We start from the raw sequence: 20,213 nt of genomic DNA on the forward strand, positions 1-20,213 counted from the left end.
ATATATTTAAAAAAGAAGCATGAAATCATGCTTCTTTTTTAATATGCTGATGGTTGATAGGAATAGTTGGGAGTTACTTTTTCATTATTATATGGCTTATGAAAAATATGCGTGGTAGCCGGTGACATTGGTGGGATAAGCCATGTCCAATTGCCAGTGACGTCACGACCTGCATCCTCCTCGATTTCTTCAAATTTCTTAAATTGCTGCGCAGCAGTATGATGATCTACAATACTAACACCGTCTTTTTTGTAGGAATACAATACAGCTGCATTTAGTTCCAATAGGGCACGGTCTTTCCAAAGAGAAGCATTAGATTTCGTGTTTAAACCCAGATGCTTTGCAACTGCAGGGAGCATATTGTAGCGATAATTATCAGCCAAATTACGTGCTCCAATTTCTGTCCCCATATACCAACCGTTAAATGGAGCAGCAGCGTAAGTAATGCCACCAATCTCTAGTTTCATGTTAGATATCATTGGTACTGCATACCATTTCAATTGTAAATCCTCAAACCATTCATATTCCGGATGTCGAATTGGTACTTCCAAAATATATTGCTCTGGAATATCAAATAACTTCGGAGGATGATTCATAACTTGAATGACGAGTGGCAGCACATCAAAATTGGTTTTCTGTCCTTTCCACCCAAGCTCTTCACAAACTTTCGTAAAATCAATCGAATCGGAATCTCCAATAATCGAATCTTCCGTTTCATAGCCCGCATATCTAACAAGCTGATGATTCCAAATACGTACATCCTTTGGTGAAAAAATCGTAATCGTTGGCCGAATTCGCCCTTCATTTGTCGCAAACTGCATATGCGCAAGGAGCGATTCAAAAACAACATCCTCGGTATGTAAATCTCTTTTGTCAAATACAGTCAGGCTTTGCCAAAACAAACGCCCGATGCATTTATTGCTATTACGCCATGCCACCTTAGCACCAAAATCTAATTCCTCGGTAGTGTGTTCATATGTACCCTCTATATTAATCTGATTCTCAACTTCACTTAAACGCTCATACATATCTTGTTCCGCTTTACCAGTTTCACTATAAAAAAGACGAATAAAATCCCGTGCCTCCGCTAACATACTCGTAGCACCTCCCCTATCTCTCCATCTTAGTAGAATGGGGTCATTGCAGACAAGTGCCAGAACTAAGAAAGATGTGAGGAATTTATGACAGAAAAACTATTCCATTAGATCAACCACTATATACGGATTCATCCTATTTATGTTAAAATTTAGGTCACATTGAATATATTGGTTTTATTTTTCATATGCATGCCAAATCTAACACCATTAGTTATTAAAATCTCTTTCCCTCTATATTTTTTGAATTGTCTACCGCTATACTATATACAAATTCGGATAATACATCAGATGCTATCAAAATATCATGCAAACTACTCATTTCTTTCGGAGTATGACTAATGCCTTCTCTACTCTGAATAAACAACATTGTGGTTGGAATTACTTCCGCCAACATTAGTGCATCATGGGCTGCGCCACTTGGTAAAAGTTGAAAGGGAATCTGTTTCTGTTCAATTATTCTTATAAATCTTTTATTCAGATCATCATTCATTTTTACTGGATTAGAAATAAACTTTTCTTTCACTTTAACGCTTACGCCACGCTTATCTGCAAAATTTATTGCAAGCGAGGTTATATGTTGAGATAATTTTTCTAAATGGTATGCATCAATGTGTCGAAGATCTACCATGCACATGACTTGCTTTGGAATGACATTTGGTGCACCTGGTATTACTTGTAAAAATCCAACTGTCCCTACTGCATACTTGTCATATTGTTTAACGAAACTATTTACTTCTACAATCCATTCACTTGCGACAATCAATGCATCTCTTCTTAAGTTCATCGGTGTTGTACCCGCATGTCCAGAAAGACCTTCAAAGCAGACTTCTAGACTAGTAGTCCCTACAATAGCTTCAACAATTCCAATCGGGCAATTTGCCTGTTCTAATACAACTCCTTGCTCAATATGCGGTTCAATATAACAACTTATCGCTGAAAAGATAGGATGGGTCTTTGCCTTTAATTGATCTTTTAAATAGCGACTCCCCGTTAGTCCATCTCCGCTATAAACGCCTTCTTCATCTATAAAATCTGCAATAACTATGTCTCGATTAAATAATATACCTGATTTTTGAAATGACTCTATCATCTCAAGAGCTAACACAATGCCCAATATACCATCGAAATGACCACCATTCGGTACCGTATCAGAGTGTGATCCAATTATTATAGGAGCCTCCTTCTGCATAACTCCCTCATAGATCCCAAAAAGGTTACCTATCTCGTCATAATGAATCTGTAAACAAAGCTTCTTCATCCATTCTTTGATTTGTTCTCTACCTTGTTCATGTGAAAGTGTTCCTGATATGCGATTAGCACCACCTTCAGAAGTTATCCCAATTTGCGCAATTTTCTCTAGCTTTTCTGCTATACTTTTACCTTTTAAAGTTTTCCCCTTTTCTTGATGTTCAAATAAAAAAGACATTTTAATCCCTCCATGAATTGACTTCGGTATTAATCATTTTAATTGCTTTAAGTAACCCTTCAAACCTACCATTTATATCAAGCCTCATTTTTTAGATTAATACTAATAGTGATTATTAGACTAATATACTAGTTATATCAAAATTTGTTGTAGAATCAATTACAAGAAGTTATTTATGATCTGATTGGAAGTATATTATAATAAATTTAAGTAAAATCCATTGAAAAGAGGCCCCTTATTATGGCAATCCAAATAGCGATGATTGGATCAGAAGAGACATTACAACAAGCGCTCACATTAGCAAAAAATATAGAAGATATTGACATATCACCAATCATGTATCTTTCTCCTCAGGAATCAAGTTCACTGTTGAATCTAACAAGGCAATGTGATGTAATACTATTCTCTGGAGAACTTTCCTTTCATTATGCTCAAAAAGAACTGGCTCGATTTAACCAACCTACACTTTATATTCCAGATGATGAGTTAAGTGTAGCGCTCACTCTGCTTTATATTTCAAATCACCTGAAAATAAACTATAACCAATTATCCATAGACTTAACAGACAGAAAATATTTATATGAAGTACTTGGACAATTCGATAGTGAATCATCTATTCCCTTTATCCAAGATTATCCTTGGGTAAAAGAAGCAACGGGTCGATCTTTCCAAATAGAATCGGTCATTGCTAGACATGTCGAACTTTGGGAATCCAAACAAGTTTCTTATGTAATTACAAGTATTCATGCAGTTTATGACAGACTAATTAAACTAGACATTCCATGCATTCGATTGATGGAACCTAAAAAGAATATCATTGAAGCACTAATTAAAGCGCGAAATTTAGGGGAACTAAGTATAGCTAAAAAATCACAAATAGCAGTAGGTACTTTTGTGTTTTATTCCGATAAACCCTTTGCAGCTTTGGAAATAGAACTGGAGAATATTGCAAAACTTACTAACTGTACAGTTAAAAAAATAAGTTCTCAAGACTACATCATTTATGGGACACGTAGTGGAATAGAATATTTACTTGATAATAGAGAGGTTTTCGAGAAATTATTTAGAACATTGAATGATACATCTTCAACTGTAAACGTCGGATTTGGCTATGGTATGACCATAGTAGAAGCTGAAAAAAATTCTAATATTGCACTTTCCTATTCACAAAAGAATAAAAAGAAAAATATATTCCATGTCGTAAACGATGAGCAAACTGTTATAAACCCTTTTCAGAATCAAGAAAGGAGTTCTATTTTACAAAGTGAAAATATGAACTTGATTAAAATAGCTAAAGAGCTTGGTATTAGCGTTACTAATTTACATAAAATGATTCAATTCCATCAAAATCGTCCTATAAACCGATTTACATCAAGTGATATTTCCGAATATTTCGGTATTGGCAAACGAGCTGCAGAGCAAATTTTAAAAAAATTCTCAGTTAAAGGATACATTAAAGTAATAGGAGAAGAACAACCGCATTTAAACGGAAGACCTCGTTCTGTTTATCGATTGGAATTACCCAATATCTAAGAGAATCCTACTGACCTTAAGTAAAATTAAAGTATTCAAAATATTCATTGACTTACCATTTAATGCTCTATTATAATAAACTAATTAACGAATATATACCGAACGTTAATAGGAGGAGAGGGTTAAATGGTAACATTAAATGGTAACGCACAAAAGAAGAAATCTAAGTTCTCAGTACCACATGTTTATGTCATTTTATTTTCACTTATTATTATTGCAGCCATTTCAACTTATATTTTCCCATCAGGGGAATATGAACGAATGATTGATGATACTGGCAGGAGCATTGTTGTAGCTGGTACCTATGCGGAAACTGAATCATCACCAGCAGGATTTTGGTCAGTTTTTCAAGCTGTTCATAAAGGAATGGTGAACTCTGCGGGAATCATTTTCTATATCTTTATAGTCGGAGGTTCATTTGGGATATTACAAGCAACAGGTGCAATTGAAGCCGCGGTTGGTTCTATTTCTAAAAGAATGAAAGGAAGAGAAATATTAATAATTCCTATCTTAATGACTTTTTTCGCTTTATCAGGAGCAATGCTTGGATTAGCAGAAGAAACAATTCCATATATTACAATCTTAGTTCCGTTAATGATTTTAATTGGATATGATTCAATGGTCGGGGCAGCCATAGTACTTGTCGGTACGTCCGCAGGATTTACAGCAGCATTTATGAATCCCTTTACTGTTGGAGTTGCACAAGGAATAGCCGAATTACCATTATTTTCAGGGCTTTATTTGAGAGTAATATTTTTTGTCATTTTTCTTGCGGTAAGTATTTGGTATGTCATGAGATATGCAAATAAAATACGAAAAGATCCAACGAAAAGCGTTCTTTTTAATGAAGTAAGTAAAGATGACTTTGTTGTTCCAGATAAATTATTGACCCTTACGACTCGCCACAAAATAATCTTTGTGATTTTACTCGGAACTCTCATTATGCTTGCATATGGTGTTATCAACTTTGGTTGGTACTTATCAGAAATATCTGGACTTTTTCTACTAATGGGGATATTAATTGGAATAACAGGGAAAATGAATTTCAGTGAAGTTTCCGAATCATTTATTAAGGGATGTAGTATCCTCGTAATGGGTGCTTTAGTAGTTGGTATCGCTAATGCTATTTTAGTAATATTACAAGATGGTCAAATTATGGATTCTATTCTTTATGGATTTTCATCTATTATAGGAGAAATGCCCTCTGGTTTTGCAGCTTTCGGTATGTATATCGTGCAATGTTTATTAAATTACATTATTCCATCGGGTAGTGGTCAAGCGGCTTTGACAATGCCTATTATGGCACCACTTTCTGATTTAGTGGGAGTTACTCGTCAAACAGCTGTGCTTGCCTTCCAATTTGGAGATGGGATATCAAATATATTTACACCAACATCAGGTTATTTCATGGCGGCTCTTGCACTTGCAAAAATCTCTTGGATTAAATGGGTAAAATGGATTTTACCCCTTATTATTATCCACTACACGTTAGGTGCTATTTTCGTAACAATTGCACACTATATTGGATTCTCTTAACATTTTGAAAGGATTTGAAAGTATGAAACCCACTATTCAATTAAATAACTGGCTTGTCGAAAAACGCCGTTATTTACACAAACATCCAGAACTTTCACATCTTGAAAATGAAACAAAGAAATATATAACTAATCATCTACATGATTTAGGTATTGAAACTTACTCCATTACAGGTAAAGACGTTATAGGAGTAATAAAAGGAAACCATCCTGGTAGAACAGTTGCAATAAGATCCGATATGGATGCATTACCTATAGAAGAAGAAACAGGACTTGATTTTGCTTCCGTAAACAAAGGAGTCATGCATGCTTGTGGTCATGATGGACATATGTCTATTTTACTTGGAATTGCCAAATTACTAGTTTCAAATAAATCATCTATTCACGGGACTATCCACCTTCTATTCCAACATGCTGAAGAGGAGGTTCCTGGAGGTGCAGTAGAGATTGTTACTGAAAATGGATTAAAAGGTATCGATGCAATCTTTGGGTATCATTTATGGCAACCTTTAGAAACAGGATATATTGGTATTCGTCAAGGATCTGTAATGGCAGGGGCTGATAGATTTACAATTCAAATTTTGGGTAAAGGTGGCCACGGCTCCATGCCAGAGGACACAATTGATCCGACTCTTGTCATTTCGCATATCATTACTCAACTTCATACAATTGTTAGTCGAAGTGTTAAGGCGATAGATCAAGCAGTTATTAGTATTGGACAATTAAATTCTGGTACAAGCTATAATGTTATTCCAGATTCTGCATTTGCATCTGGAACTGTTCGCTATTTTAATAGTGAAACTTCTTCCCTAATCGAAAAAAGAATTGAAGAAATTATTACTGGGGTTTGTCATTCTTTTGGTGCAACATACGAGCTAAATTATATTCATGGAGATCCACCTGTTATAAATGATGAAAAACTAACTGCATTTATAAAAAAAACGGCTACTTCCCTTTTTGGAGAAGAGAAAGTAATTGAAATAGACCCTATTCTAGGAAGCGAAGATTTTGCTTATTATTCACATGAAATTCCAGCATCATTTACATTTATCGGGATTGGAAAAGAAGAAACTTCTTTTGGTCACCATCATCCGAAATTTGATATAGATGAGACGATGCTTCCCATCGGTGTTGAATTATTTACTACTGGAGTGTTGAATTTTTTAAAAGGAGGTTCTAATATTGAAAATTAAGACCATTGAAGTATCCGCTATTAGACTCCCGTTAATCACTCCTTTTATTGTTAGTTACAAAACGTATGAGGATATGCCTTCTATTATTGTGAAAATTGAGACGGAATGTGGAATTATAGGGTATGGAGAAGGTACTCCAGATGAACATGTAACCGGAGAAACATGGGAAAGTACTTTTACCATTTTAACAAAAACATTAGCTCCTTCATTGTTAAGTCATAATCCTTTTCAAATTGAAAAATTGCACGAGAAAATGAATAAGACCATATTTGGAGTTCCTACCGCAAAAGCCGCCATTGATATTGCATGCTATGACATTATGGGAAAGGCAACGAACCAGCCTGTTTATAATCTATTAGGCGGACAATATCATGATGTGTTAGAAATTCCAAAAGTGATTAGTATTTTAACCCCTGAGGAAATGGCTCAGGAGGCAAAAGTTGCTAAAGAAGAGGGATATAAATCAATCAAATTAAAAGTGGGAACAAACAAAGAACTAGACATTAAAAGAATTTATGCAGTTCGTTCAGCAGTAGGCAAGGGATATCCGCTAAAAGTAGACGCCAATCAGGGGTGGATAAATAGCAGTGATGCGATGTACGTACTAGAACGAATTCAAAACTGTGAAATAGACTGGATTGAACAGCCAGTAGCTGCAAATGATATAGATGCTCTCCAGGAAGTGAAACAAAAGACTTTGATTCCTGTAATGATTGATGAAGGTATTCATGGTCCAAAAGAACTTAAAGAAGTCATAATCAAACGAGCAGCAGATAAAATTAATATTAAAATTATGAAATGTGGGGGCCTATATCCTGCCTCCCAACTAGTTCACCAAGCTGAACTTGGAGGATTAGTTTGTCAAGTTGGTTCTATGGTTGAGTCTTCTGTTGCCTCAGCAGCAGGGTTGCATTTAGCATTAGCCAAAAAATCAATCCATAGTAATGAACTTGTTGGACCTTTGATGTTCAGTAAAGATATCGCAACAATCAAATATGATATACCTTATGTTCATTTATCTAATGAGCCTGGATTAGGGATTCATATTAATGAACAAAACTTAAAAGAACTCACGGTTAGATCAATCAAAGTCCAATAAATTTCTAGAACATTACTACTTCTATTCGCTAACAATATAGTCGTATTGTAAAGAACTTACTCTCTAATATCAAAAAGAGTGTAAGTTTTTTGGATTATTTAAGACCTATACTACTAGTCTTTACTATCCTGAAAGTTTGAAAGAGACTTTACATGAAAGAATATGCAAAATGAAAAAATGAATAGAAAATAAAGAAGTTTATTACTTTAGTGTCTCCAAGAGCATTTATTATTTCGTATGAACCCACTAGATTTAATGGTGGTTCCTTGTAGAATTGACTTTTCCCTGTGTTTAATAAACGTGAATGTTTTAAACATAGGTTTACTCTTTGTTTCACTATAAAAAAGACGAATAAAATCCCGTGCCTCCGCTAACACTCGTAGCACCTCCCCTATCTCTCCATCTTAGTAGAATGGGGTCATTGCAGACAAGTGCCAGAACTAAGAAAGATGTGAGGGATTTACAATAGAAAAACTATTCCATTAGATCAACCACTATATACGGATTCATCCTATTCATGTTAAAATTTAGGTAACATTGAATATATTGGTTTTCCCATTCCTATGTTAAAGGCATTGCTAGAACTTATCGAGTAACAATAAGAGATATAAGGGGGATTTACCATGAGACGAATTTCAGCTATAGTACTTTCAGCAACATTACTATTAGGTATTTCTACGATTTCACCAACAGCAACAGATGCTGCAGCAAAGGAATTCAAAAACTGCACAGAATTAAATAAAACGTATAAAGGCGGAGTGGCTAAAGCTGCAAATATTAAAAATATAGGTGGAAAAACAAAACATACTCCATTTGTATCCAAGGAAATTTATAATGCTAACATAAAAAGCGATCGGGATAATGATGGCATTGCATGTGAGAAATAAATATAAAATAATAACCTTGAAAGGCATTTAGCCAATCAAGGTTATTATTTTTTTAGTACTAGGATTCCATTAGCGCTCTTGTTTTAAGATATTTATGCCATAGTATTTCTATTAGGTATATACTAGCTCGCTACTTTATAGTATATTTATAACTATGAACTTTGATGCACCAACCAAGAGTTTATGATTTCCTTAAATCGGTCTTGTAGCTCAGTTGGGAGAGCACCACCTCGACAAGGTGGGGGTCGCTGGTTCGAGACCAGTCGGGACCATTAAAATCGTTAGTCACAAACCTTGATAAATAAGGGTTTGTGACTTTTTTATTTAAAATACAACTTGTTAGATTTTTGTCTATGGGGTTAAAATGGGGTTAAAATCCGTGTTAATCTATTATAAATCCTATAAAAATAAACTAAATTAATCCCCTACCACAATAACCAATTTTCCGAATGAGGATTACTCTTAATAACAGTTCGTCCCTCTACCTCTTCTAACCAGTTATAAAACTTCACAGGTTTACTTTCACGTGGTTGTTCCTCCACAGATAAAGAAGTGGTTGTCTTTCTATTAGAACGCTCCATCGACTTGTTATAAGCTCCTACGAATGCACTTCGTAAAGTCTTAGATAATGTTAATGTTCCGTCTGCAATATCACTTATAAGCTTGAAAATTACATTCTTAGCTTTTATGAAGTCAGATACATTAATTAGATCAGTAGCTAATACTGCTTTATGCAATTCATCTTTTAACTCATCTTTCATTGGTAAGCTATTCATGAAATCGAATAACATCTCCTTGTACTCATTCATGTATGCTTTTTTGTTTTCAGCTTGCAAAGCTAATTCTTCCCTAAGGTTATATATATTTTTTGCTTGTTTAGAACTTAAAAGATTAAAAGATTTAATGCTTAGGTCCTCAGATTGTGGAGGACAAGTTACGTCGTTACTAGCTTCAACTACCTCTTCTCGTTGTGTCACACTCGATGTGTCATCATAAGGTAAAATTTTATAAATGCTTGCTCCTTTGATTCCGTTTAACTTCGTTTGCGTTACTTTTTCAATAATTTTCAATGAGATCAGCTTCTTAATTCCTCGCATTACTGTGCTACGAGATGTGTTAGTTTTGTCTGCAATTGTTTCAGCTTTTAAATGTGAAGCACCTGGATACATTAATGAACGCCCAGCAATCATGAAAACAATGGCACGTTCAGATGTTGTTAAATCTAATCTGTATTTGTCTATATGTTTTTTAACGTTTAGATCCATGTCTTCCACAGATTTAAATGTTGCATGCTCTGCTAAATATTCGAATGCCATTGTTTTCACCACCTAATTATAAATAAATAGTTATATACATAACTTATTAAATTAAATATATATCCAATTAGTTATAATTGCAAGGTTTATTTATAACTTTTTAGTTATTTTTATATCCACTTGCGGTTTAATCATGTATAATATGGTTATTAATATAACTTAAAGGAGGTATGAAGATGAATCAAATGGGGGAAAAGATACGGATTGCCTTGATTAAGAAGGGCATTACTCTTACACAACTAGCTGAGCTAATGAACGTTTCACAACCGAATTTGTCAAAGAAATTGAAGCGGAATAATTTTAATGAAGAAGAACTACATAAAATCGCTGAATTGTTGGATATGAAATACGAAGCTTATTTTGTGATAAAAGATGGTACGAGAATTTAATTGGCTGCTTTCATATATACAACCCTCTTATTTATGTTTATCATTATGGTAAATATATGCAAGGGGGTTTTTGTTTGAAGAAATTAATATTGCTATTGGTTTTATTTTTATCTGCATGCTCTGGAAGTGATGATATAGAAGTTGTGAAAGTGGAAAATGAAGTCGATTATACAAGAGATATCTATCTAATAGAAACAGCGAATGACGTAAGTGAAATACGGTCCCTACACGATAAATTATTAGTTCACCTTGCAGAAGAAGAGGAACCTGTTAACGTTGCTATTAAATTAATGGATATGAGTATTGCAGCTTCTGATAATTCATATAAAATAATTGGTACTGGATCAATCGAATTTGATTTAATTAAAGCAGATTTAAAAGCAATACAATCATATGTGGATGAAAAGTATAAATTGTTTTCAGAACAAAAGGAATTAGATAGATTGGCTTTGAATGAAACAATTACAAAACTTTCAAGTCTGATTGATAAGCTTGAAACAAATTTTGAATCGGTTAAATAAAAATAAACCACCTTCCATTTTACTGGTTGGTGGTTTTCCTATTCTCGGTATGAGTAAAGTAACTTATCGTATTAGGTAATAACGATATTTCTCCAACTCTTACAGTCTGATTAATCACTACAGGTTTATGATCACTATCAAATTTTGCTTTTCGACCATCGGAAAAACTTATAGTTACGATGTATTTTTTCATGTACTCACCCCTTTAAGATATCTATTCGAGAGAGGCAAGGAAAGTCCTTCTTATTAATCCATAATTGTCACATCTACTATTTCGTCTAACTTTAACTGGAGTAAAGTAAATGGATCTTCTAGTTCAATCACTCTTCTTCTTAGGTCCACGCTTTCTACAATACCTCTATTATAGATAAACGCTCCATCCCTCCACAACTTTACTTTAGTGTCAGCTTTGCTTTTAATGGCCATATCAAGAGTGTTGTTTATTTCATCGTAATCCCATTCATCTAGATCTGGTCTCGGTTCTCTTTTAATTTCTTTGCCGTATTCTCTTAGCATAGAAACATGTTCAGTAAGCATCATAGCAACCCATTTCTTATTTCCTCGGTCTTGTAATTTGGATAAATCAAAAACTGGTTCGTAAAATTCGTCGTTCATACAACTTCACGCTCCCTATGTATAATGGGAACAAATGCGAGTACATTTTCAATAATGAAAGTACGTTTAGCATTCCGCTTAAAGCAAAACACACGAAAAGTATCACCTTGAATATTTAAGACTTCCACTCGTCTTTGGCTTATATTACCCTCGGAATCCATATACATTAACTCAACTAGTTGATTACGTTCCATACATTTCATTAAATTTATACGCACACTTGTTCCCTCCTTCTTTTGTTTAGTATACGAACAATCGTTCTATTTTACAACTAGAAATTTTTGGACAATAAAAAAACGACCTCTTAATTAAGAGTAGATCGCTAATTGGATATCTAAGTTTAAAATAATATTCCTCTTCTTCGCCTTATGTCAATGCTTGTTCTTGTCCCTGTTTTTCCTTCTCTATTTTAACTAGGGTTGAACCTTGTTCATACAGTTCTTCTAATGGTATTCCTCTCGTTTTAGCGGCACCTTCAATTAGTTTAATTTCAGAATGCATAGCATCTGATAAAATACCTTTATCTATATTTAAATTTATATAATAATAAAAACCTGCCAACATTTCCGATGGCAATTCATCGTAAAGAGATCCTTTTAACTCCAACTTTAGCACCCCTTTTTAATTTCAATTACTTTGCTTTATTTCGACATTATTGTTGAATATCCTTTAAAGTAAAAAAGCCCCACTCGAATTAATGAGCAGGACTGTAGTATTATTTACTATTAATTTTAGCGAGCATTGCTTTAGATGGTGTTTCATACTTAACGAATCCATCCATCTTGGTAATCCACATGCCACCACCAACATAATATTGACCACCTTGATCTTCACGGTTCTTGCCAAAGGTAAAGATTACTAATATTAGCTTTTAATTTTTGGACAAATAAAAAAAAGCCCCACTTCTTCAACAGTGGGGCTACAATCTATTTAAAATAAGATTGTATGAGAAATTACAAAGGGAGATCTTTGGTTTCTCGTAAAAACTATATTACCACACATAAATTTAAATTAAGTTAGTAATATTATCCATATTAATAATTTTATAATTGATACTATTTTAATTTATTCTTTAATTCTTCTATCTCTTTAGCTAGAGGCAATAAAGCATTCCAAACATAGTATTGATTTACTTCACGAAATGGATTCTTACCATCTGTAATCCCTAATTTCATTGCTTCTTGACGTACTTTTTCTTGTGCAGCATTTAATGTTGGTTCATTCGTCACTCCTGCCACCTCTTTCTTTTTCAATCCGAAATGATTTGCCAAGCCTAATACAATACCTTCTGCTTGTGCTCTTAATCGGCTCTCATCTCTCAGGGCTACGATATCTATTCGACTGTCCATGAAAGCACCTTCAGTTAAGATCGCTGGCATATTTGTATTCTTCAGCACATAGAAGTCCGCCTCTTTAATGCCTCTGTCTTTTAATTTAAAGCTACGTATCAAGTTTGGATGAACAGATTCTGCTAATTTCTTTGACTGTAAGCTGCCAGGGAAATGGTATGTCTCTGTTCCACCATGAGTGCCCCATTTGCCATCACTTGCATTTTGGTGAACCGATACATAAGCACCTGCTTTCCAATTGTTCGCTTGGTTGACTCGGGCAGCTAGTGGCGTATCTGTTCTACCTGTATAATCATCCACACGAATAGTTTCAGCGTCTACATAGTCCCTTAATAAAGTAATGATATATCGAACCACCATATCATTAAACGACCACTCTCGCTCATCATCAGGTGTACGTTTGCCGGGTGTATTGATGCCATGCCCTGCATCTAATGCGATTTTCACCACATCACTCACCATCTTTCAACTGTTTATCTACTTTAGAGCCTATCAATTCTTCATTTATTTCCTTCACAATACTAGCTTGAGTGGATTTATTTGTTTCAATAACCTTTAACTTTTCAGCTAAATTTGTGGGAACCAATACACCTAGTTCCGCCATATTTTCAAATATCGATAAACCTTCATTTGCGATATAGAAGAGTACCGTCGCAAAGGTCAATGTACCGCCTAAATTTAATACCTGGTCAATGATATTTGCAGTAATAATAACAATCAATACAAGTAGTTTGCGAGCATATCCAAACAAACTTTTACGACTCCAAAGGTTACCTTTATCAATTGCCTTAACAATTCCTGTGATGATATCCAAAGCCATTAAAATTAATAATAAATGTAAAAACTTAACCCCACCAAATAAATACATATGTGCTACTTCCAATGATTCCAAATTAATAAATCCTCCCATTTTTTCATCTCCTTAGTTTTTGATAAAACAAAAAGAACGCTCCTATTGGAACGCTCTTACGTTGTTGATTTCTCTATTGCCATCATATAATCAAACTTATTAATAATCACATCTCCAAGTAATGCAAATAGATTTTGTTGGTTGTTTATTTTCGCTGAGTATTCAGCTGCATTAAATGCTCCATCATATGATTCAACTTTTGAACCGTTCATTAAATAGATGGTGACATTCGGTGTTACCTCTTCTGGATGAGAAGTAGCGATATAAGATATTGCAGCTTTATTAATAGGTATATTTCCTATTGTAATGGCGTTAATAGCTTGATTATTTATTTGGGTAACAAACTCTTCTAAGTTTCCTATTGAACCATCTGCAGTTATGTTTTCTCCATTTTTTAAGTTTATAGTTAACAAATAATTTCCTCCTTATTTAGCGACAAACTTACCATTTGCCCATGCTTTAATATCATTTTCTAGCTGTGCGATTCTAGTTCCTACATAGTTTTCTGTAGCTATTGATGCATTATTGATGTAAGCAGGCACTTGGATATCGACAACTCCACCAGTCACACGAAATCCTGCTTGTGCAACTAAGTTGGAATTAGGAACATAAACGCCCATAGCACCACTAGCTGATAATCCCATCGAACCGTTAGATCCTATTCGAAGTCCGGCAGCATCGATGGACTGAATTAAATGAGAACCTGCAACGGCAGTCATAGTAAGTGTTGAACCTGTCCCACGACCTACTACAAATGCAGAACTATAAACGTTACTGCCATCTACAATTGTTGCACCTGGTGTTTTTAAATTTGTTACTGTAACCAATCCTTGAAAAGCTAAATTCTGAGCCATCAAGGAAATTGCATAAGGATCTTGTGTAATTAATGATGATATAGTTTGACCGTTAAAGTCATATACACTTACCTTTTGCTGAATCTGTCCTGCTTGAATATTTATAGAGGATTCAGTACCGCTCACACGTGTTCCTAGATTGCTAACCGATAAATTTATATTGTCGGCTTTTACATTAATAGCTGCCATTTCTTGAGTGATTCTATTATTGACCGATATACTAACGTTGTCTGCTTTTAATTCTAACGTGGCAATTGAAGCATTTACTTCTTCCACAGATAAATGAATAAGCTCATTAGTTTGTGTGAATTTACTTCGATATTCTTTTCTATTCTCATCGATTTCAACTTTTTGAGAAACTAATAAATCAGCATTTTTACGAGGTAATGTTGTTCCTAATATGACAGATGAAGTTACTAGTTTATTTCCTCTTATAATTGTTTTTTTGGATAACACTCTAGTTTGATATTCAATCCCCATTACTTCATCAATTAACCATACTCGTTCACCTAACTCTTTATTAGTAAGCTCTACTGCATCCAATTCAAAATAGGCTTCTGGATAATCGACAAGTTCACTTTTCAATCTCTCTAGCATTGTGGAGGACTCGGTAATTTCATCATCAGTAATTGGGTCAGCTACAATTACTCCATATTTTCCAGCATGGGGAGAAGTATAAGTAACAACTAACCCATTCGCACCATGACCAGTAATTTGTGTACGCATTTTACTCCAGTCAACACTCTCTGCTAACGATTTAATATTATGCCCTCTTCTATATTGAGCATCGTTATCAGGTCCAATCTTTGGAGCAAAATGAACATGTTTATTCGGCATGATTTTCATTTCACATTCAAATGCAGAACATAGAGCATCTTTCAATACAATTACGTTATTTTCTCCGAAGTTTGGGATTAGGCGACTACCTGGTACTTCATTAGTAAATGTCCATCCAGTACCTTGGAAAATGAATGAAGCAAATTCATTAAGCGTATGAGTACCACCGTATATTGCTTCTTGTCGTGTTCCTACTAAATCGTAGAAAGTTGAAGCAGCAGTAACATCTTTTCGATTGTTATTTTTCTTTAACTGAGCTAATCGAAAATCATAGCCATCCACAGTAAAGATAGGTCTTTCATCAATAAGAATATGACCTGGATTATTTAGTACAGAAAAAGAAGCAAACTTCACCACTAGGGTTCCGTTCACTTCTTCGTCCATTTCAAAGCCTTGTATTTGATTAAGCATTTCTGTTTGGTTATTTTGTGTGACCGTTAACACATAACATCACCTACTTTCATTCCATAAGAAAAAGCACAACTCAGATGAGTGTGCTTTTCTGTACTTTGTTTAAATAAGAGTCTATAGTCTCTAATACTGTCGAAGATTTATATACTACACCTAAATCAAGCATCTGTTTTACTTCTGTGTATAGTGACGAATGGTTTGTAGGAATATCTTTTAATAGAATCTGTCCATGTTCAGTTCTATGATAAACGCGCGCTACTATACCTAAGAATAATACTTTTTGCCCAGTATAATTTTGACCGGTTCTGCCTGTATACGAACCGTTAGCATATGAGAAAACAGGACTTCCACTAGATCCAGGGAAAACTGAAGCATCAATTAAAAATACTTTATCACCCATAAAATCAACATGAAAGGGAGTTGCTGTAATACCTTTACGAACAATAGGAAGGTTGTTCACGGAATCCCATAAACCACTTGGGTAACCAATAAATATAATATCTTCTATAGCATCTATATGTTCTGTTATTTGCTCTGTATTCGGAATCATAGTTTCCAATATAAGACGTGAGTAGTTTGGCTCTAAACCAGATTCGCTTATTTTATTAAAATGACCTGATACATTTGATATTGCCACATCAATGTTAGGGTTTGGATGACCAAAAAAGTCCTTTTCAGAAAAATTAATTTGAATGTCCTTTTTAGAAATATCAGTATCATTTGAGTTTTTGTTCTTTACTAAAACAAAGCCGTCTACAATTCCATTTATTACATGCTTATTAGTGACGAGAAATAATTTAGAAGAAGTTTCTTTCTCATGTATAACGAAAAACCCAGTTCCAACTGTTGTTTCTCCATTAGATAACTTACCTTCTATTCGTACTGTACAGTCCAATAGATTTTCAGTAATTGACAGAATATTAATCCCTCTCTCTACAATAATTGTAATTAGTAATTACTCAATATTCGACATAAGAAAAAGAAATCCTTCTAATCTATTAATTATTATTCAGCAGTCGGAGGAACATAATCTCCAGCTAGAAATCCTACTCCACTATCCCTCAAGTGCTCATATACACCAGGTTTCAAACTATTTGGTACCTCATTAAATTCTGTTTTCCCTAAAATAACACGTTGCGCTAATAATAAAGCCATCATATCTTCATCTCCTATTAGTTTAATTAGTATTTTTGTGAATAATTTTCTCATGGCATAACTGTCATAATAATTTCAGTGAGCACTTCTTCTTGGAAATCTGCTCTATCTGAATTAGCTTGGGCTTGGGCTTTTAGTAGAATATTTTCTTTTTCCAATTCAACAATACGCTTTTCATCTTTGGTTGGAATTGATAGTTTTCTTTCCATCAAGCTCTACCTCCCAAAATTCTAGTGACTGCATCAGATTCTCCACCATTTATAGTTGCACGACTTAACTCTAGTCTTAATTTAGTAGGGCTAACTTCTGTAGTTTGCTTAGTGAATTCATACTCATTATCAAGCAATTCCGAATCCATTGCCGCACCGTTTAACTTAGCTTGTACCGCTAGTGCGCCTTCTTTTTGTACATATGCACCCACATAATCAGTCGGGGGTAAATCGTATACTGCGGTTGCTGTTAGTGACGGTTCTCCGGTTACGTTTGTCCATGTTCCGTAGAAACCTACCTTTGTGTACGAATAAAAGATAAATAACGGAATTGTGAATGCCACTGTTAAATCGAAAAGTGCTGAAGGATAATACGCTCCGTCCATACTCGAAACAGTTTGAATGCTCCCCCATGCATTATTCGTATTTTTTGACATACTGATACCGTTATTAGAAGCTCCCTGTCCTCCAAATAAAATGTATATGTTATTATCCTTATCTGCGGTTATAGAAGGAAATGCCCTACTGTAAGTGTTACCACTCGTTAATTTTTGCATTGCAGACCAAGTTACCCCACCGTCATCTGAGTAGGACACTCGAATGTTAGTTTTAGCGACATCTACACTATCCTTACCTTCCCAAGCCACCCAAATACGACCATTCGCCAATCCGTTTACGCTTTTCGGTACGAATATTGCTGATGGTGAGGATTGTGTGTAGGATGTGCCGTTATAAACATCTTTCACAGTCAATCCAATTGAACCAATCCATGTGTTACTAGCGTCTTTATAAGACACCACTATTCTAAAGTTTGCACTATTGTAGAATTCCGATATTATAACAGGCTTGTTACTGCTATTTACCACTATTGAAGGGTTTACTAAGTTAGTACCCGTAGTATTCAAAGTAGTAATCTGTTCCGCCGCACCCCACGTAACACTACCATCTGCGCTAATCGTTCCTTTTGCGTAACGAATATTGAAACTGTTCGGATAGGTTGCGTTTTTACTCGCCCATGAAGCGTGTAGTTCTGTTCCTTGTTCGTTGATTGCTAGGGATACGTTGCCTAATGCGGTTTGATTGTTGTCAATGGTAGTGTCTGTCTTAGCTCCACTATTTACATTAATTGTAGTAACCTTAACTGCCCAATACCCACTCTGTTTAGATGCATTTAATAACGCCACATGAGTGGGATTAATTGGAATTATAGTTGCGTTAGAGGTGTTTGGTATCTCTAACACGCTTGCGATATTCGTCCAACTACTGCCGTTGTTGATACTTTTGTATAAGAGGTGGTCATCGTTAGCAGATTTATTAGTAACGACAGTTACCAAAGTACCATCGGTCATTCTAACTAATCTACGCCCACTGTTTCCACTCGTATCATACGCACTTGCTACAACGGTAGCATCCGTCACCGTTACAGGAGTACTAACTTCATTTATCATCAACATCTTGCCATCACGAATTTTAATGTTTGTACTCTCCATTTGATTAAACGTCATACCGAAGCGATTACCATTCATATCGTCAGCGAAAGTTACTCCACCTTCTATACGGTCAGAAGCTTCTTGTTGAAGTTTGAGATATGCAACGTCACGATACAATCCGTTTACGTTTGTAGCAATCCCAGCTGTATTGTTCCTAATATCGTCTAACGTAGTTTGTAAATCTACTACTTGCGAAATAGGGTGGGCATGTGGTGAAGGAGTAAATTCCTCCGGTACATCTGTTAGACCTAAATAAGACGTTGTACCTGTGTCACCTTTAGCACCTTGAATTAAAGACCAAGCATAATCAGAAGCTACATTACTTTTGGTTGGAGTTGCTTTGTTATAGGCGATACCGATGTATTTCTTACCTGTTGGAGCATCAGACATTCCCGTACCAGTATCAGTGTCGGCGTATTTAATCCATGTATAAAAGGTTGCTCCGTCTTTCCCAGCAACTCCTGGTTCACCTGGTTCACCTGGTTCCCCTTTACCAAAAGCGATTCCTTCAGACCATCCACTTGCTCCTTGACGGAAATACAATTCTCCGACATCTGTAGCTAAATAAGCGAATCCCTCTATTTCTGAATCGTAGTTAGCACGCTCTGAAAATAACCCTTGAGCATTAACGGTAAAGCTCTCGCCACGATCTCCTTTAACACCTTTTTGTACAAGTAACCTCCACCATGCATTTTCTTTTGATGGAAGAACAGGAAGGGGATTATTTTGTGTGTTCTGTAAAGCCATAAATGAAGAACCATTGTCCTCCACAATATTGTTCTTCTTATATGCATTAGATAAGACAAATGCTCCTACAGAACGCATATTTTCAGCATTAGTTGTTGCTACAATCGATGCAGTAGTTGCTTGCTCTGAATTCTCAGTAGCTGTTATAGCTTTTTGTGTTTCAGTAACTGCATTCTGTGTAGCTTGCACAACTTCTATTTTCATCTGACCTAGATTAGATGATTCTTGTTGAGCAAGAGCTGCGGCTTCATTTGCTAATACTGCTTTTTCGTTGGCATAATCGCCCTTCTCATTAGCATAAGTTCCTTGTGCATTAGCGTAATCACCTTGCTCTTTTGCATAGTCACCTTCTCCTTCTGCATATTCTGCTTTAGAAGTTGCCAATGTTGCAGCAGTATTTGTATTAATAACCGCTTGTTCCATCTGACTAATGAGCGCCAATATTTCTTCTACTTTTAACGCATTAATTTGTGATTGTAAGTCTGCGATTTTCAATAAAAACTCTTGTCGCATTTCATCAGTTAAATTGGATGCGCTAGTGACTAGGCTTTCTAATTTACTAAAGTTGAAGTTCAAATCGTTTCGATGACCACGATCTAAATTAATACCTATCGTTCGCATTTGTACCATGAGTTTGCTC

The 20,213-nt window shown here is 35.2% G+C and carries 21 protein-coding genes and 1 tRNA gene; 8 read left to right on the forward strand and 14 right to left on the reverse strand.

The window, feature by feature from the left end:
• Positions 1 to 38 precede the first annotated feature (38 nt).
• Both LDK52_RS09985 and LDK52_RS09990 read right to left on the reverse strand, forming a co-directional pair.
• Positions 39 to 1,094 (reverse strand): nitric oxide synthase oxygenase, encoded by a 1,056-nt coding sequence (locus LDK52_RS09985; RefSeq protein WP_277585816.1) that lies wholly within the window; start codon positions 1,092 to 1,094, stop codon positions 39 to 41.
• Between the two features lie 217 nt (positions 1,095 to 1,311).
• Entirely contained in the window at positions 1,312 to 2,523 is a 1,212-nt protein-coding gene (locus LDK52_RS09990) for a M20 family metallo-hydrolase (RefSeq protein WP_277585817.1), read from the reverse strand.
• 240 nt (positions 2,524 to 2,763) lie between these two features.
• Between LDK52_RS09990 and LDK52_RS09995 the strand changes: the two genes are divergently transcribed.
• The 6 genes from LDK52_RS09995 to LDK52_RS10020 all read left to right on the forward strand — a co-directional run bounded on the left by LDK52_RS09995 (position 2,764) and on the right by LDK52_RS10020 (position 9,042).
• Positions 2,764 to 4,056 carry a hypothetical protein gene (locus tag LDK52_RS09995; RefSeq protein WP_277585818.1) on the forward strand — a complete coding sequence of 431 codons (1,293 nt, stop codon included), beginning with the start codon at positions 2,764 to 2,766 and terminating at the stop codon, positions 4,054 to 4,056.
• Positions 4,057 to 4,182: 126 nt separating this feature from the next.
• On the forward strand, positions 4,183 to 5,592 hold the full coding sequence (locus tag LDK52_RS10000) for a YfcC family protein (RefSeq protein ID WP_277585819.1): 1,410 nt from the start codon (positions 4,183 to 4,185) through the stop codon (positions 5,590 to 5,592).
• 22 nt (positions 5,593 to 5,614) lie between these two features.
• Positions 5,615 to 6,784, forward strand: a complete 1,170-nt coding sequence (locus LDK52_RS10005; RefSeq protein WP_277585820.1) for a M20 metallopeptidase family protein — start codon at positions 5,615 to 5,617, stop codon at positions 6,782 to 6,784.
• Entirely contained in the window at positions 6,774 to 7,883 is a 1,110-nt protein-coding gene (locus LDK52_RS10010) for a mandelate racemase/muconate lactonizing enzyme family protein (protein ID WP_277585821.1), read from the forward strand. The genes LDK52_RS10005 and LDK52_RS10010 overlap by 11 nt, the downstream gene beginning before the upstream one ends.
• A gap of 623 nt (positions 7,884 to 8,506) precedes the next feature.
• Positions 8,507 to 8,770 carry an excalibur calcium-binding domain-containing protein gene (locus LDK52_RS10015; RefSeq protein ID WP_277585822.1) on the forward strand — a complete coding sequence of 88 codons (264 nt, stop codon included), beginning with the start codon at positions 8,507 to 8,509 and terminating at the stop codon, positions 8,768 to 8,770.
• 199 nt (positions 8,771 to 8,969) lie between these two features.
• Positions 8,970 to 9,042 (forward strand) — tRNA-Val (locus LDK52_RS10020).
• Positions 9,043 to 9,195: 153 nt separating this feature from the next.
• On the opposite strand, the gene LDK52_RS10025 is transcribed toward LDK52_RS10020, so the two are convergent.
• Positions 9,196 to 10,086, reverse strand: coding sequence for a helix-turn-helix domain-containing protein (locus LDK52_RS10025; protein WP_277585823.1), 891 nt, complete (start codon positions 10,084 to 10,086; stop codon positions 9,196 to 9,198).
• 176 nt (positions 10,087 to 10,262) lie between these two features.
• Between LDK52_RS10025 and LDK52_RS10030 the strand changes: the two genes are divergently transcribed.
• Complete coding sequence (locus tag LDK52_RS10030; protein WP_277585824.1) at positions 10,263 to 10,475, forward strand: helix-turn-helix domain-containing protein; 213 nt, start codon at positions 10,263 to 10,265, stop codon at positions 10,473 to 10,475.
• A gap of 74 nt (positions 10,476 to 10,549) precedes the next feature.
• Complete coding sequence (locus LDK52_RS10035) at positions 10,550 to 10,996, forward strand: hypothetical protein (protein ID WP_277585825.1); 447 nt, start codon at positions 10,550 to 10,552, stop codon at positions 10,994 to 10,996.
• A 246-nt stretch (positions 10,997 to 11,242) separates the two neighbouring features.
• On the opposite strand, the gene LDK52_RS10040 is transcribed toward LDK52_RS10035, so the two are convergent.
• The 11 genes from LDK52_RS10040 to LDK52_RS10090 form a co-directional block, all read right to left on the reverse strand.
• Positions 11,243 to 11,611 (reverse strand): YolD-like family protein, encoded by a 369-nt coding sequence (locus tag LDK52_RS10040; RefSeq protein WP_277585826.1) that lies wholly within the window; start codon positions 11,609 to 11,611, stop codon positions 11,243 to 11,245.
• Positions 11,608 to 11,829, reverse strand: a complete 222-nt coding sequence (locus tag LDK52_RS10045) for a transcriptional regulator (RefSeq protein WP_277585827.1) — start codon at positions 11,827 to 11,829, stop codon at positions 11,608 to 11,610. Before LDK52_RS10045 ends, LDK52_RS10040 begins: the two co-directional genes overlap by 4 nt.
• Before the next feature lie 148 nt (positions 11,830 to 11,977).
• Positions 11,978 to 12,217 (reverse strand): hypothetical protein, encoded by a 240-nt coding sequence (locus tag LDK52_RS10050; RefSeq protein ID WP_277585828.1) that lies wholly within the window; start codon positions 12,215 to 12,217, stop codon positions 11,978 to 11,980.
• Positions 12,218 to 12,666: 449 nt separating this feature from the next.
• Positions 12,667 to 13,407 (reverse strand): N-acetylmuramoyl-L-alanine amidase, encoded by a 741-nt coding sequence (locus LDK52_RS10055; RefSeq protein WP_277585829.1) that lies wholly within the window; start codon positions 13,405 to 13,407, stop codon positions 12,667 to 12,669.
• Between the two features lie 4 nt (positions 13,408 to 13,411).
• Positions 13,412 to 13,870 carry a phage holin family protein gene (locus LDK52_RS10060; RefSeq protein ID WP_277585830.1) on the reverse strand — a complete coding sequence of 153 codons (459 nt, stop codon included), beginning with the start codon at positions 13,868 to 13,870 and terminating at the stop codon, positions 13,412 to 13,414.
• A gap of 56 nt (positions 13,871 to 13,926) precedes the next feature.
• Positions 13,927 to 14,283 (reverse strand): hypothetical protein, encoded by a 357-nt coding sequence (locus LDK52_RS10065; RefSeq protein WP_277585831.1) that lies wholly within the window; start codon positions 14,281 to 14,283, stop codon positions 13,927 to 13,929.
• 12 nt (positions 14,284 to 14,295) lie between these two features.
• Entirely contained in the window at positions 14,296 to 16,005 is a 1,710-nt protein-coding gene (locus tag LDK52_RS10070) for a phage tail protein (protein WP_277585832.1), read from the reverse strand.
• Between the two features lie 40 nt (positions 16,006 to 16,045).
• Positions 16,046 to 16,867 carry a S1 family peptidase gene (locus tag LDK52_RS10075; RefSeq protein WP_277585833.1) on the reverse strand — a complete coding sequence of 274 codons (822 nt, stop codon included), beginning with the start codon at positions 16,865 to 16,867 and terminating at the stop codon, positions 16,046 to 16,048.
• A gap of 110 nt (positions 16,868 to 16,977) precedes the next feature.
• Positions 16,978 to 17,130: a hypothetical protein gene (locus LDK52_RS10080; protein WP_277585834.1), complete on the reverse strand. Its 153-nt coding sequence runs from the start codon at positions 17,128 to 17,130 to the stop codon at positions 16,978 to 16,980.
• 47 nt (positions 17,131 to 17,177) lie between these two features.
• Positions 17,178 to 17,336 (reverse strand): hypothetical protein, encoded by a 159-nt coding sequence (locus tag LDK52_RS10085; protein ID WP_277585835.1) that lies wholly within the window; start codon positions 17,334 to 17,336, stop codon positions 17,178 to 17,180.
• Positions 17,336 to 20,203 (reverse strand): hypothetical protein, encoded by a 2,868-nt coding sequence (locus tag LDK52_RS10090; RefSeq protein WP_277585836.1) that lies wholly within the window; start codon positions 20,201 to 20,203, stop codon positions 17,336 to 17,338. Before LDK52_RS10090 ends, LDK52_RS10085 begins: the two co-directional genes overlap by 1 nt.
• Between the last annotated feature and the right edge of the window lie 10 nt (positions 20,204 to 20,213).

This window comes from Psychrobacillus antarcticus (genome assembly GCF_029533155.1).
Lineage (GTDB): Bacteria > Bacillota > Bacilli > Bacillales_A > Planococcaceae > Psychrobacillus > Psychrobacillus antarcticus.